Origin of the sequence: Polynucleobacter asymbioticus, from assembly GCF_018687575.1 — a bacterium.
In the GTDB taxonomy this organism is placed as follows: Bacteria; Pseudomonadota; Gammaproteobacteria; order Burkholderiales; family Burkholderiaceae; genus Polynucleobacter; species Polynucleobacter asymbioticus_C.
In genome coordinates this window covers 506,216-525,576 of the sequence record NZ_CP061297.1, presented here as the reverse complement: position 1 = coordinate 525,576, position 19,361 = coordinate 506,216, and the positions used below count along the sequence as shown (strand labels likewise).

Annotated in this window: 18 protein-coding genes; 9 read left to right on the top strand and 9 right to left on the bottom strand. The window is 46.3% G+C overall.

The features are described 5' to 3' along the window. Nucleotides 1–20 precede the first annotated feature (20 nt). The 6 genes from fabI to AOC19_RS02695 all read left to right on the top strand — a co-directional run bounded on the left by fabI (nt 21) and on the right by AOC19_RS02695 (nt 6,414). Nucleotides 21–806, top strand: coding sequence for an enoyl-ACP reductase FabI (gene fabI, locus AOC19_RS02720; RefSeq protein ID WP_215377380.1), 786 nt, complete (start codon nt 21–23; stop codon nt 804–806). Further along, on the top strand, nt 803–2,128 hold the full coding sequence (gene chrA / locus AOC19_RS02715; protein ID WP_215377379.1) for a chromate efflux transporter: 1,326 nt from the start codon (nt 803–805) through the stop codon (nt 2,126–2,128). Before fabI ends, chrA begins: the two co-directional genes overlap by 4 nt. 31 nt (nt 2,129–2,159) lie before the next feature. Next, entirely contained in the window at nt 2,160–3,044 is an 885-nt protein-coding gene (locus AOC19_RS02710) for an FAS1-like dehydratase domain-containing protein (protein WP_215377377.1), read from the top strand. A gap of 13 nt (nt 3,045–3,057) precedes the next feature. Further along, nucleotides 3,058–4,428 (top strand): MmgE/PrpD family protein, encoded by a 1,371-nt coding sequence (locus tag AOC19_RS02705; protein ID WP_215377375.1) that lies wholly within the window; start codon nt 3,058–3,060, stop codon nt 4,426–4,428. 17 nt (nt 4,429–4,445) lie between these two features. After that, on the top strand, nt 4,446–5,291 hold the full coding sequence (locus tag AOC19_RS02700; protein ID WP_215377373.1) for an HpcH/HpaI aldolase/citrate lyase family protein: 846 nt from the start codon (nt 4,446–4,448) through the stop codon (nt 5,289–5,291). Between the two features lie 130 nt (nt 5,292–5,421). Beyond that, the gene (locus AOC19_RS02695) at nt 5,422–6,414 is read left to right on the top strand and encodes a Bug family tripartite tricarboxylate transporter substrate binding protein (protein WP_215377371.1); all 993 of its coding nucleotides are present in this window, start codon (nt 5,422–5,424) and stop codon (nt 6,412–6,414) included. 88 nt (nt 6,415–6,502) lie between these two features. Here the strand turns inward: AOC19_RS02695 and AOC19_RS02690 are convergent, their stop codons facing one another. The 3 genes from AOC19_RS02690 to AOC19_RS02680 are packed head-to-tail and all read right to left on the bottom strand — an operon-like array spanning nt 6,503 to nt 9,971. Further along, nucleotides 6,503–7,126, bottom strand: a complete 624-nt coding sequence (locus tag AOC19_RS02690; protein WP_251368068.1) for a hypothetical protein — start codon at nt 7,124–7,126, stop codon at nt 6,503–6,505. After that, nucleotides 7,123–8,370, bottom strand: coding sequence for a sialidase family protein (locus tag AOC19_RS02685; RefSeq protein ID WP_215377370.1), 1,248 nt, complete (start codon nt 8,368–8,370; stop codon nt 7,123–7,125). The genes AOC19_RS02690 and AOC19_RS02685 overlap by 4 nt, the downstream gene beginning before the upstream one ends. Then, nucleotides 8,367–9,971: an ArnT family glycosyltransferase gene (locus AOC19_RS02680; RefSeq protein WP_251368067.1), complete on the bottom strand. Its 1,605-nt coding sequence runs from the start codon at nt 9,969–9,971 to the stop codon at nt 8,367–8,369. The genes AOC19_RS02685 and AOC19_RS02680 overlap by 4 nt, the downstream gene beginning before the upstream one ends. A 283-nt stretch (nt 9,972–10,254) precedes the next feature. Here AOC19_RS02680 and AOC19_RS02675 point away from each other — a divergent pair, with 283 nt between their 5' ends. Together AOC19_RS02675 and AOC19_RS02670 are read left to right on the top strand one after the other, a co-directional pair. Then, entirely contained in the window at nt 10,255–10,602 is a 348-nt protein-coding gene (locus tag AOC19_RS02675) for a c-type cytochrome (RefSeq protein ID WP_251368066.1), read from the top strand. Nucleotides 10,603–10,611: 9 nt separating this feature from the next. After that, nucleotides 10,612–11,889 carry an NAD(P)/FAD-dependent oxidoreductase gene (locus AOC19_RS02670; protein ID WP_215377368.1) on the top strand — a complete coding sequence of 426 codons (1,278 nt, stop codon included), beginning with the start codon at nt 10,612–10,614 and terminating at the stop codon, nt 11,887–11,889. Nucleotides 11,890–11,938: 49 nt separating this feature from the next. Here the strand turns inward: AOC19_RS02670 and AOC19_RS02665 are convergent, their stop codons facing one another. Both AOC19_RS02665 and AOC19_RS02660 read right to left on the bottom strand, forming a co-directional pair. Then, entirely contained in the window at nt 11,939–13,294 is a 1,356-nt protein-coding gene (locus AOC19_RS02665) for a DUF3422 domain-containing protein (protein ID WP_215377366.1), read from the bottom strand. 30 nt (nt 13,295–13,324) lie between these two features. Then, on the bottom strand, nt 13,325–14,731 hold the full coding sequence (locus tag AOC19_RS02660) for a TAXI family TRAP transporter solute-binding subunit (RefSeq protein ID WP_215377364.1): 1,407 nt from the start codon (nt 14,729–14,731) through the stop codon (nt 13,325–13,327). 71 nt (nt 14,732–14,802) lie between these two features. Here AOC19_RS02660 and AOC19_RS02655 point away from each other — a divergent pair, with 71 nt between their 5' ends. After that, nucleotides 14,803–15,504: a pirin family protein gene (locus AOC19_RS02655; protein ID WP_215378028.1), complete on the top strand. Its 702-nt coding sequence runs from the start codon at nt 14,803–14,805 to the stop codon at nt 15,502–15,504. A gap of 52 nt (nt 15,505–15,556) precedes the next feature. On the opposite strand, the gene AOC19_RS02650 is transcribed toward AOC19_RS02655, so the two are convergent. Genes AOC19_RS02650 through AOC19_RS02635 form a run of 4 tightly spaced genes read right to left on the bottom strand, consistent with a single transcriptional unit; the run spans nt 15,557 to nt 19,281 of the window. After that, on the bottom strand, nt 15,557–16,528 hold the full coding sequence (locus AOC19_RS02650; protein ID WP_215377363.1) for a Bug family tripartite tricarboxylate transporter substrate binding protein: 972 nt from the start codon (nt 16,526–16,528) through the stop codon (nt 15,557–15,559). A 19-nt stretch (nt 16,529–16,547) separates the two neighbouring features. Next, entirely contained in the window at nt 16,548–17,597 is a 1,050-nt protein-coding gene (locus AOC19_RS02645) for an Ldh family oxidoreductase (RefSeq protein ID WP_215377361.1), read from the bottom strand. A 15-nt stretch (nt 17,598–17,612) separates the two neighbouring features. Continuing rightward, on the bottom strand, nt 17,613–18,347 hold the full coding sequence (locus tag AOC19_RS02640) for a GntR family transcriptional regulator (RefSeq protein ID WP_215377359.1): 735 nt from the start codon (nt 18,345–18,347) through the stop codon (nt 17,613–17,615). Between the two features lies 1 nt (nt 18,348). Next, the gene (locus AOC19_RS02635; RefSeq protein WP_251368065.1) at nt 18,349–19,281 is read right to left on the bottom strand and encodes an SMP-30/gluconolactonase/LRE family protein; all 933 of its coding nucleotides are present in this window, start codon (nt 19,279–19,281) and stop codon (nt 18,349–18,351) included. Between the last annotated feature and the right edge of the window lie 80 nt (nt 19,282–19,361).

Here is a 19,361-nt window from a genome sequence, read left to right as displayed (position 1 = left end):
TTTGAAGCAAAGGACACAACATGGGCTTTCTCGCAGGCAAAAAAATTCTGATTACCGGCCTTCTTTCTAACCGCTCTATCGCCTATGGCATTGCCAAGGCATGTCACCGCGAAGGGGCTGAACTGGCCTTTACCTACGTTGGTGAGCGCTTTAAAGACCGCATTGTCGATTTTGCAAAAGAATTCAATACCGAGCTGATTTTTGACTGCGACGTTGGTAGCGATGAGCAGATTTCTGCCCTCTTCAATGATTTGGCAAAGACTTGGCCTCAGTTTGATGGCTTTGTTCACGCAATCGGCTTTGCACCGCGCGAAGCCATCGCCGGTGACTTTTTAGAAGGCTTGTCTCGTGAAGGCTTCAAGATTGCCCATGACATCTCTGCTTACAGCTTCCCAGCGATGGCAAAAGAAGCTTTGCCGATGTTGCGCGATAAGTCCTCCTTATTGACGCTGACCTACCTCGGTAGCTTACGTAACGTTCCTAACTACAACACCATGGGTCTTGCTAAGGCCTCACTAGAAGCCTCGGTACGCTATATCGCTGGCTCAGTAGGACCTAAGGGCATTCGTGCTAACGGCATCTCTGCTGGCCCGATTAAAACTTTAGCTGCTGCTGGCATTAAAGGATTTGGCAAGATCTTGGATGCCGTTGAACAAACCGCTCCAATGCGTCGCAATGTCACGATTGACGATGTTGGTAACACCGCAGCTTTCTTGTTATCTGACTTGGCAAACGGTATCACCGCTGAAATCATTTATGTCGATAACGGCTTTAGCCAAGTCGTTGGCGGAATGGAACAAGTTTGAGTGTTCCATTTCGCGAGGCCCTGAAATTTTGGGCCAAGCTTGGCTTTATTAGCTTTGGTGGACCTGCAGGACAAATTGCAGTCCTTCACCAAGAGCTTGTTGAGAAGCGTCGCTGGATTTCTGAGCGGCGCTTTTTACATGCCCTGAACTACTGCATGCTATTGCCAGGACCCGAGGCGCAGCAGTTAGTTACTTATATCGGCTGGCTCATGCATCGGACTTGGGGTGGCATCTTAGCTGGAACCCTATTTGTACTGCCCTCTCTTTTTATTTTGATCGGCCTATCTTGGGTCTATCTCACTTTTGGCCAAGTACCTTGGATTGCCGCCATCTTTTTTGGCATCAAGCCTGCTGTTACCGCAATCATCCTTCACGCCGCGGTTCGCATTGGTAAGCGCACGATTCACAATCAGGCACTGCGCTGGGTTGCAATCGGATCCTTCTTGGCAATCTTTGTTTTCAACCTGGCTTTTCCAATGATTGTGGTGTGTGCCGCTTTAATTGGCATCTGGGGTGGTAAACGCTATCCAGAATATTTTCAACAAACTGGTACCCACAATCAAACGAGTGGGAATCATGTCGCAGCAATCATTGACGATCACACTCCAACACCAGACCATGCCCAGTTTTCTAAAAAGAGATTGGCATTACATACTGCAGTGGTTACTGCCCTATGGCTTATTCCATTTCTTGTTTTAGTTTTACTTTTTGGCTGGAAAACGCTTTACCCACAAATTGCCTGGTTCTTTACTAAAGCTGCCTTCCTCACCTTTGGTGGTGCATATGCAGTGCTCCCCTATGTCTATCAGGGTGCCGTGGATCAATTCCATTGGCTCAGCGCCGGCCAAATGATGGACGGCTTAGCGCTGGGAGAAACCACTCCTGGCCCACTCATTATGGTGGTGGCTTTTGTTGGCTATCTGGCTGGCCACATTCAACACTTGATCGGTCATAGCAATCCATTTTGGTTTGGTGTGCTTGGGGCCTGTGTTGCCACCTGGTTTACTTTTCTGCCCTCTTTTTTCTTAGTACTAGTAGGTGGTCCACTCATTGAGTCCACCCATGGCAAGCTTAGCTTTACTGCGCCTCTTACTGCAATCTCTGCTGCTGTAGTTGGCGTCATCGCCAACCTAGGTCTGTTCTTTGCCTATCACGTCTTTTTTCCACATGGTATTGGTGGCTCCATTTCTTGGATTTCGATTGCCATCACCCTACTTGCTGGTTTGGCGCTCTTTCGCTTTCAAAAGGGGGTCATCAGTGTCCTGGCCGGTTCAGCTCTAGCCGGCTTACTGAGTTATTTACTGAGCACTTTATTGATCTAGCACCACTGCTTTTGGGATTGAAATTGGCATAATGGAACTTATGCGAATCGAACCCCAAACCATCACCCATCTCCAAGAATGGATCGGTAAAACCGAGACCCTTCAAGATATCGTTACTGCAGCACCGGTCAAAGCGTTATCAGCTACGCTAGATCGACCCGACCCTGCCCCTAACGATGGAAGCTTTCTGCCAGAGCTATGGCATTGGCTTTACTTTTTGCCCTGCGCCCTTCAATCCGAAATCGGCCCTGACGGCCACCCAAAGCGTGGCGGTTTTTTACCTCCAGTACCGTTGCCTCGCCGGATGTGGGCGGGTAGTCGCGTTCAATGGTTGGCTCCGCTTGCAGTAGGAGATGAAATCGAACGCGTCTCTCGAATCGAATCCGTTACACACAAAGCAGGTCGCACTGGCGATCTCATTTTTGTGTTGGTAAAACATGAAATCTCCAATCAGAGTGGCTTAGCTCTCATTGAGGAGCATGACATTGTGTATCGCGATGCACCAGGGCCTGATGACAAGCCGGTTGCACCAACGCCAGCACCTACTGGAGCCATTTGGTCTAAAACAATTACCCCTGATGATGTCTTGTTGTTTCGTTACTCAGCACTGACATTTAATGGTCATCGCATTCATTACGATCGTCAATACGTTACCGAAGTAGAGGGCTACCCTGGCTTAATTGTTCATGGACCATTAATTGCAACGCTCTTAGTTGATCTTGTGCGTCAAAGCATTCCAGGCTGCAAATTAAAGAGCTTTGAATTCCGCGCCATTCGCCCTACTTTTGATATCAATATTTTTAAGGTCAACGCCAAACCCGATCTCGAGAAAGATCCATCAGGAAAAACAATCTCTATTTGGGCTGAAGATCATGAAGGCTGGCTCACCATGCAAGCTAGCGCAGTTTTAGCTTAGGAAATTTTACCCAATGACTACTCCGCACTTATCCAAAGCCCTAGCAACTTTTGCTGCTGAATTAAAAATGAGCGACATTCCTGAAGAGGTGATTGCCCGCACCGAGGATTTATTCGTGGATTGGTTTGGCTCAGCAATTGCTGGCAAAGGTTCGCGTCCGGTAGAAACGATTACGCAGTTTGCGCAAAATATGGGTGGCTTTAATACTGCCAATCCCGGCTCCGCTGAAATCCTCATTAGTCGTCAGAGCTCGAGCCCTTTCTTGGCTGCCTTAGCAAATGCAGCAGCTTCACATGTAGCCGAACAAGACGATGTTCACAATGGATCGGTGTTTCATCCAGCCACTGTGGTGTTTCCTGCTGCACTGGCAACGGCACAGACTATTGGCGCCTCAGGCGAAGATCTTCTAGTGGCCGCTGTTGTGGGCTATGAAGTAGGCATACGCGTTGGTGAATTTTTAGGCCGCTCGCACTACAAAACATTTCACACCACCGGTACTGCTGGCACCCTAGCAGCAGCTGCTGCCGTAGGTCATCTACTGAAGCTCACACCAAGCCAAATGCTGCATGCCTTTGGTTCTGCTGGAACACAATCCGCGGGCCTTTGGGAGTTCCTGCGCGATGCCGCGGACTCCAAGCAACTCCATACTGCGCATGCCGCTGCAACTGGTTTGATGTCAGCCTACTTGGCACAATCAGGCTTTACTGGTGCCGAACATATCCTAGAAGGCAAGCAAGGTTTAGCTGCTGGCATGTCCAGCGATGCAGACCCTAGTAAGCTAACTGATCGATTGGGTAGTCGCTGGACTATTGCTGAGACCAGCTTTAAGTACCACGCTTCATGTCGCCACACTCATCCTGCTGCAGATGCTTTATTGCAAGTCATGCTGAAGCACCATCTCAAGCCAAGTAATATTGCCAAGGTGGAAACCTTGGTTCATCAAGGTGCGATCGATGTATTGGGTCCAGTAACGGATCCAGCTACCGTGCACCAGTCCAAGTTCTCGATGGGAACCGTACTGGCCTTGGTTGCGCACTATCAATTTGCCGGCCTACAGGAATTTGATCAACATTTCCACGATGAAGAAATTTGCGCATTCCGTGATCGCGTCACCATGATCTTGGATCCAGAGGTCGATAGCGCCTATCCTCAACGCTGGATTGGCAAAGTCAAGGTGCACTTACAAAACGGCGAGGTTTTAGAGGGTCGCGTTGATGAACCTAAGGGTGATCCTGGCAATACCTTAAGTCGCGAAGAGATCACGGACAAAGCGATGCGTCTTGCCGTATTCAGTGGCGGCGCAACGCCAAGTGAAATGAGCTCAGCAATAGAACGCTTGTGGAATATCCGCAAGCAGTCCAAGATAAGTCTATTGATCTCCTAATTAATAAAGCCTCACACATGAACCCACTTGATACACCCATCGGCTTTAGCAGCACTTTCTTATTTGTTCCTGGCACTCGCCCTGAACGTTTTACTAAAGCACTTGATAGTGGTGCAGACAGCGTCATCATCGATTTAGAGGATGCGGTAGCAGAGGAAGATAAAGAATCCGCACGCAAAGCGATCCGAGCTGCTTGGCCTACATTTACTGCAGAGCAAAGACAGCGTCTGATCATTCGCTCGAATTCTCCTGGCAGTCATTTTTATGCTGCAGACCTAATCTTGGTTCAAGACTTAGATGCAGCATGTTTACTTATTCCAAAGAGTGAATCCCTTGACCAAATTAATGGTGCAGCACAAATCCTACCCAATACAGCCATCATTCCCATGATTGAGACAGCCATTGGTCTTGATCGCCTAAATGAAATTGCAAACTCGGAGCAGGTCTTACGTCTGGCCTTAGGCAATATTGATTTACAGGCGGACTTAGGAATGGTCTGTGATGCACAAGAAACTGAGCTTCAAACAGCGCGCTTTCAGATCGTGTTGGCATCCCGTTTAGCCCAAATTGCCCCTCCAATTGATGGGGTTACCCCTTCTACTGACAATATTGAACGCATCACAGATGATGCGGAGCGCGCCAAAAGAATGGGGTTTGGCGGCAAGCTATGTATTCATCCAAAACAGGTTTCCCTGGTCAAGGATTCCTTTATGCCTACGGCCTCGGAGGTCTCTTGGGCGCATCGCGTCATTGAGGCTGACAAAGCGTCCAAAGGGGGCGCAGTCAAATTGGATGGCCGCATGATCGACCGTCCAGTTGTCTTGCTAGCCCAAAGAACGATAGCTATTGCTGGTAAACCCTAAATGGCGGCATGATTTATTGCCCTCCCGCCCTACCGTCCCAATGGTCAATAAGTGCCTCAGGAAAAAACTGAACATATTGGCATTTAAAGATGGCAAAATCTCTAGGTAGCACACATTAACGGAGACTTAAATGAAATTAAAGAAAACCCTTTTCGCTGGAATTGCTGCAGTTGTTGGCGCCAGCACTTTATTGGGCAGCAATATTGCATCAGCTCAAAAAGATTGGCCAACAAAATCTATCACTATGGTTGTTCCTTTTGCAGCCGGTGGACCAACTGACTCAATCGCACGCTTAATCGCAGTGCCAATGGGTCAAGCACTTGGTCAAACAGTGGTTGTTGAGAACGTTCCTGGCGCTGGCGGCACGATTGCCTCCACCAAGGTCGCACGTGCGGCTCCGGATGGCTACACAATCTACATTCATCACATGGGCATGGCCACAGCACAAGCCTTGTATGACAAGCTCCCTTACGATCCAATGACAAACTTTGAGTACATCGGCCAAGTTGCCGACGTGCCAATGGTCTTGCTCGGTAAAAAAGATTTGCCAGCAAACAACTTCAAAGAACTCGAGGCCTACATCAAGGCTAACGGCTCAAAAGTAACTATGGCTAACGCTGGTCCAGGTGCAGTGTCACAGTTATGCGGCCTGTTATTCCAAAGCCGCATGGGCGTTCGACTCACCAATATTCCTTACAAAGGAACTGGTCCAGCTTTGACAGACCTCTTGGGCGGTCAGGTTGACCTCTTGTGTGACCAAACTACACAAACCATTCCATATATTAAGGATGGTCGCGTGAAAGCATTTGGTACAACAACCATGAAGCGTTTGCCTGCAATTCCTAACGTCCCAACTTTGAATGAACAAGGCCTCAAAGGCTTTGAAGTTAAAGTTTGGCACGGTGTATACACTCCAAAAGGCGTTCCACAGCCAATCTTGGACAAAATCAATGCTGCTCTGAAGAAAGCATTGAATACACCTGATGTGAAGAAGCGTTTAGAAGATTCCAACATTGATATCGTGCCAATGGAGAAAGTATCCGCCAAAGGACTCAAGGATCACCTTGATAAAGAAATCAACGTCTGGGGTCCAGTCATTCGTAAAGCCAATATTCCAGATTAATTCTCGGAATAGTAGTCAACAAAAAAGCCAGCGATCTGCTGGCTTTTTTGTTACCTGTAAATTGACTAACTAACTAGTTTGACAATCATTAACCAGCCCTAAAGAGATAGCCTGACTGAGTCTTTTCACGACGCTTGAGATAGATCGCTTTGGGTATAGCTATGAGAGCCCAGATCGCCAAGAAGGGATCCAGCAGATAGTCCCAAAGGTTTGCAGATTCGTGCCAATTGGCCGCCCAGGCAATGATCGCAAAAGCAATAATCCAAACACCTTTGATCCAGCCAGCAAGGCCGCAGCCAATAGCAAAGAGAATAACGGCAATCAAGAGTGTAATAGAGCCATAGCCCCACGCATAAGGATCCACCATTCCGAAACCAAGTGCCAAGGGATAAAACACAATCGCAATCAGCGCTAATGGCAGCTTAAATCCAAGCGGTGTCTTTTTAGCATCAGGCAATACAGAACTCCACAATAAGAGCATCGTGACAATACTGAGCTCGCCAGTAGCGCCGCGCACATAGGCAGATAAAGGCAATTCCAGTGACATTCCCAGGGGCCAGAAAAATAGATTTCCTAATAACAAAACGACAACTAGGCGAATTGCGAACGGGATTTCTGTTGAGGATATTTTTTGCATGAGAATCGTGAGCACTACCGCACAGGTAAGCGACATTTCAAGCAAAGCAATGATTTGCAAATAGGGGGCCATCATTGCGCCTCCATTTCTTTGAGATTGCTCACAGCATGCCTGAGCCAATTCGCAGGAAAATAAACATGCTTAATCTTTTTTCGATCCCAGGTATAGACAAGATGAGCATCTTCACCATTGGCGGAAATTAAATAAGGGTAAGAGAATTCTCGATGCAGATCATTTACTAGAGTCTCATCATCTTCAATAACTTGTACCACTTGCCATTGGATAGAGCTTGGTTCACGCATCACCATCACTAGGCGATAGCGCCCTGCCTCAATATTATTGAGCACCATCAATCTAGTGCCGTTGGCTAGAGTCAGCGCTGCAACCGCAGAATTGGGATTCGGAATTTCGAGGTCTTTTGCAATCGACCAAGACTGCCCAGCATCTCTAGTTTCGCTGACTGGAATTTGTTTGGGCTGCGAACCAGGTCGAGTTTGGCGGAAAAAAGCACTTGCCTCTTGCGGCCCATCAGCAAAGACTACAGGCTGAATCGCGCCCCGACCCGAACTCATGCGTCGCTTATCAATGACCTGACTCGCCTCGATTCTGAGGAACTCACCAAAACGACCAATCCACTCGTGATATCCCGGCAGACCAAGACGCCCATCTGTAAATGCAATTGCTGGAGACTTAACCAAAGTACTGAGATTAATCAATGGCGAGCTAATAAGTCGCTGAGGTCGATCCCAAGTTAAACCCTCATCATCTGAAATCACTGAAGAGATTGAGCTACCTGCCCAACCCCCAATAGAAACAGTCACAAAAAATAACTGCATGCGGCCATCAGCCATTCTTGCAGGGACAGGGTTGCCCAATTTGGCAATGTAGCGAGACAAACCCTTCTCCGCACTGACACGATCCATGACAACAGTCGGAGCACTCCATCTTGATGCCTGCGGATCAAAAACAGATGTATTAATTACTACGTCTGGTGCGCCCTCTCGGCTTCCTGCAAACCAGAAAGCCCGGACTCCACCATCCTTAAGTGCAATTAAAGAGGCAGCATGCACGGATGGAGCCCCAGTATCGGGCAGCCAATCTGTCCGTAAGCTTGGCTGAATAAGCCTTACGGGCGCAGTATTTTTTACATTCTTACTTGGCTTGCTAGCTTCGGATGATTCCAGTGCATCATCTGCTTGATTAACATTGCCAACTGGAAATTCATTTGCGAACGGCGCCCATACTGGACGACTATCAATGTGTAGGTAACCCAGCACCGAAGCAAGTAATAGAAAACAAAAAGCAATAATACGACTCATCGACAAGCATCCTTAGCTATTAAGGGCAACGCAATCGTTGCAGGCGTAGAAATTAAATATTCATTCACAAACAGATGTTCTCCGATCTGACCTCTGAGTATCGCCTGAATTTCAGCTTCAGAATGACGGGCTCGCATTTCCATCCGTTTACCCACGATCTTGCAAGATTCACAAATCACAGGATCCATGCCTATCGGCGACTGTGCTGCTAGTAATGGATAAGTAGCGCTCAGTAAATCAATTTGATTGGCATCCTTAGCTAAGTAACCATGCAATATTGCTCCTGGCAACAAGAGTCGATACTCCTCATCTTTGGCACGATAGTCGCAAGGCACCCAAACATCCTTTCCAGCCACATCCTGAATAGTGCTTTGTGAATATCGACCCAGAGAACCCTCTAAAGGAGATAGGCTACTAGTTAGCGCGCAGTAGCAAAGAAAGCATCCAGCCAAAGCGATGACCTTACTTCGCTCTCGAGTAAAGATACCCAGCAGTATTAAAGCAATCGCAATTCCCATGAAAGCCCAATGCCAAGGGGAATAACTCCAAATACCAGGCTGACCTAAGAAACTCGATAACTGTAAGTTACCACCAAGCCAAGAGAGCACGGACAGTAAGATCAACTGCAAAAGCAAGGCAATCCGAAATCCCCAAAGAGGCAATCGATCCCAGTACACGGCAATCAATGCAGCAAATGCTGGCATCACGGGAAGTAGGTACCGACCAGAGCGCTGACTTGGCAAACTTAATACAATAAAAAATGCCAAAGCCAACAGCAGCAGCAAGCTTTCTTCAAGCGATATAAAGCGTCGTTCTCTCCAACATTGAAGCAAGGCAGAAATTAAAACAAAAGTGAATAGTCCAGCATTGGCAAGAGTCGTTAAAGCCAACATCCAAATACTGTCGCCGCCACGCACTAAATCTAAAAGATAGTTAGAGCTACGAGCCTGAAACTTACCAGCATTCTCACCCAGAACAAATTCTTTCCAAACTTCCTGTGGAAATGGGTCGAGGGCAAACCACAAGGCAAAGACACCCAAAGACAGAACGCTTATCAAAATTACTTTGTACAAGTCTTGCAGTAAAACTTTGGGGATACTCCACTCACGCCAGCGCCAGTAAAACAAGCCCAAAGCAAATGCAGCAGGAACAATATAGGCAAATGACTTTGACAGTAATGCCAGGCCAAAAGAAGCGCCAGCTAATAAGGGAAACAAAAGCTTGGACTCAAAGGCAGACTTACCCCAATACAGCAAGGCAAAGAATGGCAAGCTTAACCAAAATACTTCTGGGGGATCAGTCAAAAATGGTCGGCCATAGCGATAGGTCGCAAAGAAGGAAAGCCACACTAGCGCCGCTATTAAGCCCGTCTGTTTTTTTCCACTAAAGCGAGCTACAGCAAGAAACAAGAAAAACGCCGTCAGGCCGGTATATAAAACACTAGGCCAACGAAGCGCCAGAAGCGTCCAGTCCTGTCCCCAGCTCGTGCTGGCAATCCCCTCCCAAAACACTAAGGGAGGCTTGGTGTTTTTTATACCATCCATCTCAGACTGTAGGGGCAACCAAGCCCCGGCATCCGCAGTCATTCTTACGATATGCATGTAGGGATACTCATCCCCGTTCTTAGGAGCAAATCGGCTATCCAAACCATACAAGTAGGTGAATACACCTAGAAGTAGGATTAACAATATATTTCGATAGGTAAAGGAGCCTCGCATACCCATAGTTTATAGGTCTTGGACTTACATACTAAAAACTATTGGGGCGATCACCCCCGTTTATTGTTCTAAGCTTATTGAAAATCCATCTAAGTAAAACCACCAATCTCACTACTATCTGATTAAGATAGGATCTATCAGCACCATCCTTAGAACAGCAGTATGTATGACGGAGACTATTCCTATGCGAGTGAAGTATCTAAAACCCATTTTGCTAGCCAGCACCCTGATTGGCCTGAGCCAGTGGAGTGGCCTCAGCCTTGCGCAAACGGCCGACCAACTCTATAAACGTGGCCTAGCTGCAACCTGCGCCAATTGTCACGGCACCGATGGCAAAGGTGTCGTTGATGGTGGCATGCCTCTCATCAATAACCTGACCAGCCAAGAGATGCTCGCTAAGCTCAAAGCTTATAAAAGTGGCGCGCTAGAAGGCACGATCATGCCTCAATTAGCAAAAGGCTATACCGATGAACAACTCACTACTATTGCCAATCAACTTGGCAAGAAACAATAAGGAGGCGCCATGGATCGTCGACATTTTATAGGTCAGAGCGCTGCAGCCGTAGGCTTGCTTGCAGGTTTATCAAGTCAAACAAAAGCTGCTAATTTACAAAAAGCAGAAATTTTGGTGATTGGTGGTGGCTACGGTGGTGCTACTGCCGCCAAGTATTTGCGCTTGTTCTCTAAGAATACTGCTCGAGTTACCCTCATTGAGCCCAATACCTCTTTTATTTCTTGCCCAATGTCCAATTTGGTTATTGGTGGATCAAGAAATTTAGCTGAAATTACTTCTCCTTACGACACGCTAAGCAAGCGTCATGGCATCAAGATCATTCAAGATAGCGTCAGTAGCATTGATCCAGACAAGAAGACGGTGACCCTCGCTTCTGGTAAAACTTTGCGTTACGACAAAGCAGTCGTTTCTCCTGGTGTGTCACTCAATTTCAAGAGCGTTGAAGGTCTAGCGCAGGCCAACAAAGATGGCATAACTTTACAAGCCTGGAAAGCCGGGCCAGAAACTGTTGCCCTGCATAAGCAAATTGCTGCTATGCGTGAAGGTGGTACCTTTGCAATTACCATTCCAGAGGCTCCATATCGCTGCCCTCCAGGACCTTATGAGCGTGCTTGCCAAGTAGCTAATTACCTCAAACAGCACAACCCTAAAGGTAAGGTCATCATTTTGGATGCCAACCAAGATGTCACTTCCAAAGGGGCATTGTTCAAAAAGGTGTGGGCTGAACAGTACGCTGGAATCATTGAGTACCGTCCAAAGAGCAATGTCGTTGGGGTGGATGCAAAAACTAAAACACTCAAACTCGAAGTTGAAGACGATGTGAAGGCCGATGTATTGAATGTTTTGCCTCAAATGGCTGCCGGTGAAATTGCGATTAAATCTGGGCTTGCCAATTCCAACGGTCGCTGGGTGAACGTCAACTTCCTCAACTTTGAATCCACCGCACGCAAAGACATCCACGTCTTGGGTGATGCCATTCAAATTGCGCCATTAATGCCGAAGTCTGGCCACATGGCTAACCAACATGCCAAAGTGGCGGCTGCGGCCATCGTTGCAGAATTGAGTGGTTGGGAAGTTAATCCAGCGCCAGTGCTCACCAACACCTGCTACAGCTTTGTGAATGATCGAGAAGTGGTTCACGTCGCCAGCGTTCATCAATACAACGCTGCCGAGAAAACCTTCAAGACTGTTCCAGGTTCAGGCGGCCTCTCACCTGCTCCAAGTACTCTTGAGGGCGTTTATGCTTGGGGCTGGGCACACAATATCTGGGCTGATAGCCTGGGTTAAGCAGTAATGATGCTCATTAAAAAAGGGGCCTCGGCCTCTTTTTTAATATCTACAGAGATTTACCCATCTCAATAATTCGCTTGCGTCTTCGCTTGCTAATCAATAAGAAGATGATGGCCACTACTGGAGCAGCAATGGCGGCAATAATTTCTGGATGAATAGCAAAGCCAGCTTCTTTACCGCCCTTCGCAACATAGGCTAATAAACTCACTGCGTAGTAAGTTAACACCAAGACCGACAGGCTCTCTACAGTTTCTTGCAAGCGCAATTGCAAACGTGCTCGCTGATCCATGCTGGCAAGTAATTTTTGTGTTTGCTCTTCATTCACAAACTCAATACGCGTTCTTAAGGTTTGAGTGGTTCTCGAAATACGATCAGATAATTCTTTTAATCTACGCTGCGTCCAGATACAGGTACCCATAGCAGGCTGAAAACGTCGATCCATAAACTCAGAGAGGGACTGCACCCCAGCAATCGGGGATTCCGCTAGTTCGTATAAGTTTTTACTGAGCAATTGGCTATAGGCCTCCGAAGCAGTAAAGCGTAACCCATATCCAGAGATCCACTGCTCAGCCCTTGATGCCAAATGAGAGAGTTCGCCCAAGAACTGTCCGTCTTTTTCAGTATGTACACCGGGCTCGGTTTGCAACTGGGAGATATTCTTAGACAAGTCTGCCAATTCTGACTCTGCACTCCTCAGTGGCATGGAAAGACTCTTGGCTACTGGGAAAGCAATCATGGCCGCCATGCGATAGGTTTCTGCTTCAGCAATAGCTCGCGCTACACGGCCAGCCTGGCGTGAACCTAAAACGTCATGCGGAATAAAGTAGGAGATAAAGCCATCCTCATCCAAACGCAAATCCGTCCACAACTGAGCCTTCTTGTTCGATAGGATGTAACTACCCAATACGGTATTGCCACTAAAAATAGCGGATACCTCTTGAGCCTCTGCAAATAGAGGGCGATGTTCAAACGCAAGATCTAATGCAGAAATTCTTTCGCCCCCTGCCTCAACAATGGTCGGGCAGCCTAAGTCTTGAAATAATACGTCCAGACCCTTCTCAAGATCTAGACGAGACTCCAAGAGTGGCCCAGTAATTTTGACGGGGTTATGCACAATCGCCGCGATAGTTGCAAACTCGCCATGCAGCTCCCACTTTATTAGCACCCTCTCTGGCTCAGGCGCCAAGGTGAGCATCTTAAAAGAATGGTCCTGTTCATGATCATTGGTGATGCCCAATGCAGCGCTGAGCTTTTGAATCCACTGAATTTGAGTCTGGCGAGAATTAGCATCTAGCAGAAAGGATTGGGATAACACCCTTTCATTTGGCCAAAGCGCAATTGGTGGGCGCGCATGCACCTCTTCATGCAACTGTTTGCGAGCGGGGTGATCATAAGGTTTCATAAGAATTACGTATTAATCGGTATTAACAAACTATACGCCACTAGAATCCTCTTGAAGCTGGAAGGGATGAAAGCCTCGATTTAAACAACTCCGGACGTAATCAATACTAGTCCGCAAAGCGAAGTAATCACTAGACATGCTTTTCGAAACCTTTAGCTGAATAGCTTGATATTCCAGAAAATCGAGCTTCTTAAGGTACTCATCTTTTTTCTCTGGCTCGAAGTTGGTCGTTAACTCTTGCTCATATGTTTTGAGAACACCATAGAGCTGGTTGATCTTCCGGCGCATACGTTTATTACGATAGCCAGGCAAAGTCAGTAAAACCGGGTAAGCCAAGGCGCAGAATGGCAGCAGTACAAAGATCAAGCGATTGGCCATCTCAGCCAACCAGAATGGTAGGTAGGTCATCAACAAAGGAGAGCCATTTTTTTCATAATGCAAAGCTACTGGACTTTCCGGCATACCTGGATGCTTAAAGGATGGGAATTCACCATGCTCAGAAAAGAAACTGGACTTTCCGTTAATCTCACGGGCAGCCTCTAAAAATAAAAACTGAATCGCCGGATGCATTCTGTCATCAATCAGCAGATTCGTAGTCGAGGCCATCAACTTAATATCCCTAGGCGGAAAGTTACGGATCAAACTAAATCCACCTGCCGGAACATTCAGAATTTGCATATACGGAAGTAAGCGGGTGTAAGCCTCTGCACGATCAAATGCTGACACATTCAAACTTGGGTCCGCTAATAAAGTCTGCACATTAGGTGATTCAAATGCATCCACAATGAATGCGGCATCAATCTCTTTATTTTGCAAAGCTTCAACAGATTTTGCTCCGGAGAGATAAAGAAAATGAGATCCCACATCAAACCCATTGGCCTTAAGGATTTGCATTGCTTGCGCATAAGTCCCACTACCTTTTTCGCCAACAGACATTCTGGAGTTCAGAAAGTGCTGAGCACGTGCTTTAATTTCCTGAAAATTATCGCCCTTTACGGCCACTCCCCGATAAAACAACCAAATCGGATCATAAGAAATTGTGCCCAGTGATTGCACACCTTTAATGCCATGCGGATTAAATACCCCCGCCTGCACAAAAGCAGCTTGAACAGGATTTTTACGATCAGCTAAAAACTCGATATTTTCTTGGGCTCCCTTAGTCTCGAGGAGTTCGAGTGTGATTCCTTTTTTCTCAAAAAAAGCCGCGTATTTTTTACCTAAAGCATGGTAGGCGCCACCCGGCTGACCTGTCGCCATGACAACATGCCTCGGTGGTGGCGGATCTGCATACAACCAGACCCCCATCAACGCAATCAACAAAATTAGCAATAAGGGCCAAGCCTCCCTCAAAAACTGAGTAAAGTCCCCCCACTTTTCTTGAGCGGTCTCATAGAGACCTAGGTAGGTTTCCGCAATGTCTTGTTTGATACTTCCCATGGAAGGCCAATCAGCAAATATGTCAAAAGCTAATGATAATGTGCTTACCTTCCCCAGAAAAGATCTTCATCATGCTCACCCTTCGAAAATCTCAAGACCGTGGCTACGCTGACCATGGATGGCTGAAAAGCTTTCATTCCTTCTCTTTTGGAGCTTATTACGACCCCCAATTTATGGGCTGGGGCAATTTAAGGGTGATCAATGAGGATCGAGTTGCTGCAGGCATGGGTTTTGGCAAACACAGCCATCGCAATATGGAAATCATCAGCTATGTTTTATCTGGTGAATTGGCTCATGAAGACAGCATGGGGAACATGAAAGGTATTCCACCGGGCGATATTCAACGCATGAGTGCCGGTTCTGGCGTCACCCATAGTGAATTCAACCACGCCAAGGATCAGAGCACCCATTTTCTGCAGATTTGGATTGAGCCCAATGTCACAGAGATCCCTCCGAGCTACGAGCAAAAATCTATTTCCCCAGCAGATCAGCAGGGAAAACTTTGCCTCATTGCCTCCCCGGATGGCGGAAGCAATGCCGTCAAAATTCATGCAGATGCCAAAATGTACTCAGGATTATTTAATGATGCGCAGTCGCAGCAATTCGATCTTGATCCAAAACGTAAAGCCTATGTCCACCTTGTAAGAGGATCACTAGATATCAACGGTATAAAACTATCTGGTGGAGATGCTTTATTCATTGAAGGCGAAACTAAGTTAATTATTAGCAACGGCAAGGATGCTGAAGTCTTAGTCTTTGATCTTTATCAATAATAAACATGGGGTGTCAACTTACGCCAACACCCCATTTTGAGTTAAGTAGAATTTAATCCAGCTTAATTTTTGCCTTTTCAATCACTACTTTCCATCTAGCAATATCAGAGGTATACAAGTCTGAAAATTGCTGAGTATTCATAGGTGCAATTTGTACGCCTGCTTTTACAAAACGCTCTTTCATTTCTGGAGTTTCTAGAATTTTCAGAATAGTCGTACTAAGTGTGCTGATAATTGCAGGAGGTGTTCCTGCAGGTACAAACATCCCTTGCCACAATGCCATTTCATAACCCTTTACACCAGCCTCTTGCATTGTCACCAAATCAGGAACTCCGCTAAAACGATTTTTACTAGTAACGGCTAATGCATTTACTTTATCGCCTTTATATAAAGGGAGTCCAACTGGCATGCCGGCAAAGTAAAAATCGATTTGACCTCCCACCAAGTCAGTTGCAGCTGGTGATCCACCTTTATATGGAATATGAATTGCTTGGGTGCCGGTAGTTGCCAAGAATAACTCTCCAGCCATATGATCAGAGTTCCCAATTCCAGAAGAGCCAAAGCTCATTTTTCCCGGATCAGCCCGGAGCATGGCAATCAATTCGGCTACATTTTTAGCCTTTGAATTGTTATTCACAATCAAGATGTGCGGAGTAGCGGCTACGCCAACCACAGGCAGTAAATCTTTTTGGCCGTTAAACGGTAATCTTGGATTTGCAGCCACATTAATTGCTAAACCATTTTGCGCAAACAGAACGGTGTAACCGTCAGGAGCGCTTTTCGCCACCGCATCAGCTGCCAAGCTTCCTGCAGCACCGCCTCTATTTTCAACGATGACTGACTGCTTTAAGGCAATACTCAGCTCATTTGCCACCATTCTTCCAACGATATCCGTTGAGCTTCCTGGTGCATACCCAACCAACATCTTAATTGGCTTATCTGGGTAGGCAGCAAATGCTGTTCCTAACACTAAGGGCAATACTAAAGAACCTAAAACTATTTTTTTAATTGATTTTTTAATCATTTTTGTCTCCTTCGTTAAGTTATAAATCTAATGCTGCAATTCCACACTCCTTGGCACAGTTATTCAACGACTCTTGTAATTCTGTAGATATCGGGATGCCATTCTGAAGTCGCTCTGACATTACTTTAGCGGCACCATCCCCAGGAACTCGAATCTGGTTAACGCCGGGTAACTTAGAGGAAGCTTTCAAATCCTCAACTAATGCAATCACTCGGGCAGTAAATAAATCCTTATCCCCAAAAGCACTGGGATCGACTGCAATAATTGTTTGACCTGTATTGGTGATGAGGTCATGGTGGGCATTGAAATCGATCGTACCCTTACCAACAGCCGCATTGTTTAATGCTCCAGCAAGCAAGCCAATCATTACAGCAAGTCCATACCCCTTGTATCCACCAATTGGCAGCAAAGAACCTTCGCTAGATTTTTGGGGATCTGTAATTGGCTGACCATACCTATCAATCATCCAAGTATCCGGAATAGACTCACCCTTTTGAGCGGCAAGTTTTACCTTGCCGTATGCAGCTACCGTAGTGGCAATATCCAGTAGAACAATTGGCTTGTCACCTGATGGCACAGCAATCGCAATGGGATTGGTTGACAACAACAAATCAATACCGCCCCATGGCGCCATATGATTAGCATTACCAACGGCCATGTAAATACCAATGTAGCCTTGCTCTGCCAACTTTCTCACATATACAGATGCTGCTCCAGAGTGATTTCCATAGTGACTACCTACCCAACAAACACTGTGTTGTTTCACCTTTTCTATTGCAATATCGACCGCCTTATTCATTACGAGATGACCCAAGGCGTTATCACCATTAATTAAAGCGGTTGCACCCTGCTCACGTTCGATATGAATGTTAGGGGCAAGGTTGATGCCACCTGCACGAATTCTCTTGATGTAGGCAGGCAATCTAAAAATTCCATGGCCATCAGCGCCAACGAGATCTGACTTCACCATCAGCTGCGCAACAACTTGAGCATCCACCAAGGGCACTTGATTAGCATGCAATGCTTCAGCAATAAATACTTCGGCTTTAGTGATAGATAAGTATTTCATATTGATTCTTGCAATTTAATTTCCGATATCACTCTTAAACTCCATCTTATAAGTGTACTTATTGTGCCGGTGGTAGGTGAAAGTGACTTCAAAAAGTTTATCCTGATTATCAAAGTATCTACGCACAATCACTAGACATGGATCACCCACCTTCAACTCAAGTCTCTTTGCAATATGCGCAGGTAAACCTATGGAATAAACGTCCACCTCGGCTCGATCAATTCGAGTGCCATATTTTTTCTCGATCTGCTCGAATACCATGACTTGACTATGCTCAGGGTCCGAGGTTAAGGATGCAAACTGAGGAAGGATGTAGATATCAGTCCATGCAATTACTTCTTCAGAGTCCCGTTGTTTTCGGATTCCTCCGATGTGATACCAAGAGGAGCCTACTGCGCTACCAATCATTTCGCTCAGCGGCTTGTCCAGCTCAATAAAATCTTGAACAATATTTTGCCGATAGGTGTTTCTTGGATAACTCAAAATATCAATAGGCGAATTAAAGCTTTGAGTAAACCTTCTCACTTTTCGCCTTGAGATGACTTGAGTTGGCGCTCCTTGACGACGCAGCACCAGACCATCCCTCTCCAAGGTTTGAAGAGCGTGTCTTAATGTATGGCGACTTGCCTCGAAGCTTTTGCAGAGACTCGCTTCCGATGGCAAATAAGAACCTACCGCCCAATCGCCCTCATAAATCCGCTGAGTCAGCGCATTTGCTAAGGCCTTATAGAGCGGTAGAGACTCTTTCAATTTAGGAGAGACCAAACATCTTCTTACCAGCTATCGGCAAACGCGCCTTCAAGATGTCACCAGAGAGAGATTCAGTAATGTACAAATCTCTACCATCCTCCCCACCAAAGCACATGTTTGCTAAGTGATGATGATGTGGGTTATCCGAGTAAATCAAATGTGTTGGGAGCATATTGCTGTCAAATCTCCAGATACCAATACCTAGATGACATACCAGCAATCCATTCTCAGAATCCATCTCAATACCATCTGGACCAGCAACACCGCCAGTCAACTGAATAGCCACACCGGTTTTAGAAACGGAGCCATCTGCCATGAGAGGCAGGCGCCAAATTTGCTGGGATCTTGTGGCGGCAACAAATACATGCTTCTCTTGTGTATTCAAGGTAATACCATTGGGACTTGGGACGTTTATAGCCAAACGATCTAATTGGCCATTGGCTCGCAATCTAAATACCCTTCCGCTTGGGTCAGCAATGCCAGTTTGACCTTGATCGGTAAAGTAAAGATCGCCATTGGAAGCAAAGTGCAAATCATTCAAGCCCTTGAAGTTTTCGCTATACATGGATCCTAAGATTGTTTCAACCTTGCCGGTCTTGGGATCAAGGGCCAATAAGCCTAGTTTGTAATCACAGATAAACGCGCGACCATCTTTATGGAACTTCAAGCCATTAGGCCAGCCATCAAACTGAGTCACCAGATCCCAGTCGCCCTTAGGTGTAATTCTGAAAACCCGGCCGAAAGGAATATCCAGAAACCATAAGTTACCCTCACGATCAAACGAAGGACCCTCTAAAAAGCACTCCACTTCAGCATTCTGACGATTAGGGTCTGACCAAGCGGTACGGGATTTTTTTCTGAATTTAGCAGGCATCGACATAAAAACTTCTGCCTTAATTTTTTCTACCGGCTGAAATGGGTTATGCATCGTCATAGCAAAAACTTTCTAAAGTTATACGGACAAGTTAAATTTGATACTGAATCATTAAAACATAATTAATGATAATCTACTGT

What these genes read in the sequence shown, in the direction of transcription:
- AOC19_RS02685 (WP_215377370.1), bottom strand. Translation starts at nt 8,370, where the DNA reads ATGAGTCGTATTATTGCTTTTTGTTTTCTATTACTTGCTTCGGTGCTG.
- AOC19_RS02675 (WP_251368066.1), top strand. Translation starts at nt 10,255, where the DNA reads ATGACGGAGACTATTCCTATGCGAGTGAAGTATCTAAAACCCATTTTG.
- AOC19_RS02635 (WP_251368065.1), bottom strand. Translation starts at nt 19,281, where the DNA reads ATGACGATGCATAACCCATTTCAGCCGGTAGAAAAAATTAAGGCAGAA.
- AOC19_RS02650 (WP_215377363.1), bottom strand. Translation starts at nt 16,528, where the DNA reads ATGATTAAAAAATCAATTAAAAAAATAGTTTTAGGTTCTTTAGTATTG.
- AOC19_RS02700 (WP_215377373.1), top strand. Translation starts at nt 4,446, where the DNA reads ATGAACCCACTTGATACACCCATCGGCTTTAGCAGCACTTTCTTATTT.
- AOC19_RS02665 (WP_215377366.1), bottom strand. Translation starts at nt 13,294, where the DNA reads ATGAAACCTTATGATCACCCCGCTCGCAAACAGTTGCATGAAGAGGTG.
- AOC19_RS02680 (WP_251368067.1), bottom strand. Translation starts at nt 9,971, where the DNA reads ATGCATATCGTAAGAATGACTGCGGATGCCGGGGCTTGGTTGCCCCTA.
- AOC19_RS02655 (WP_215378028.1), top strand. Translation starts at nt 14,803, where the DNA reads ATGCTCACCCTTCGAAAATCTCAAGACCGTGGCTACGCTGACCATGGA.
- fabI (WP_215377380.1), top strand. Translation starts at nt 21, where the DNA reads ATGGGCTTTCTCGCAGGCAAAAAAATTCTGATTACCGGCCTTCTTTCT.
- AOC19_RS02670 (WP_215377368.1), top strand. Translation starts at nt 10,612, where the DNA reads ATGGATCGTCGACATTTTATAGGTCAGAGCGCTGCAGCCGTAGGCTTG.
- AOC19_RS02710 (WP_215377377.1), top strand. Translation starts at nt 2,160, where the DNA reads ATGGAACTTATGCGAATCGAACCCCAAACCATCACCCATCTCCAAGAA.
- AOC19_RS02660 (WP_215377364.1), bottom strand. Translation starts at nt 14,731, where the DNA reads ATGGGAAGTATCAAACAAGACATTGCGGAAACCTACCTAGGTCTCTAT.
- AOC19_RS02705 (WP_215377375.1), top strand. Translation starts at nt 3,058, where the DNA reads ATGACTACTCCGCACTTATCCAAAGCCCTAGCAACTTTTGCTGCTGAA.
- AOC19_RS02690 (WP_251368068.1), bottom strand. Translation starts at nt 7,126, where the DNA reads ATGATGGCCCCCTATTTGCAAATCATTGCTTTGCTTGAAATGTCGCTT.
- AOC19_RS02645 (WP_215377361.1), bottom strand. Translation starts at nt 17,597, where the DNA reads ATGAAATACTTATCTATCACTAAAGCCGAAGTATTTATTGCTGAAGCA.
- AOC19_RS02695 (WP_215377371.1), top strand. Translation starts at nt 5,422, where the DNA reads ATGAAATTAAAGAAAACCCTTTTCGCTGGAATTGCTGCAGTTGTTGGC.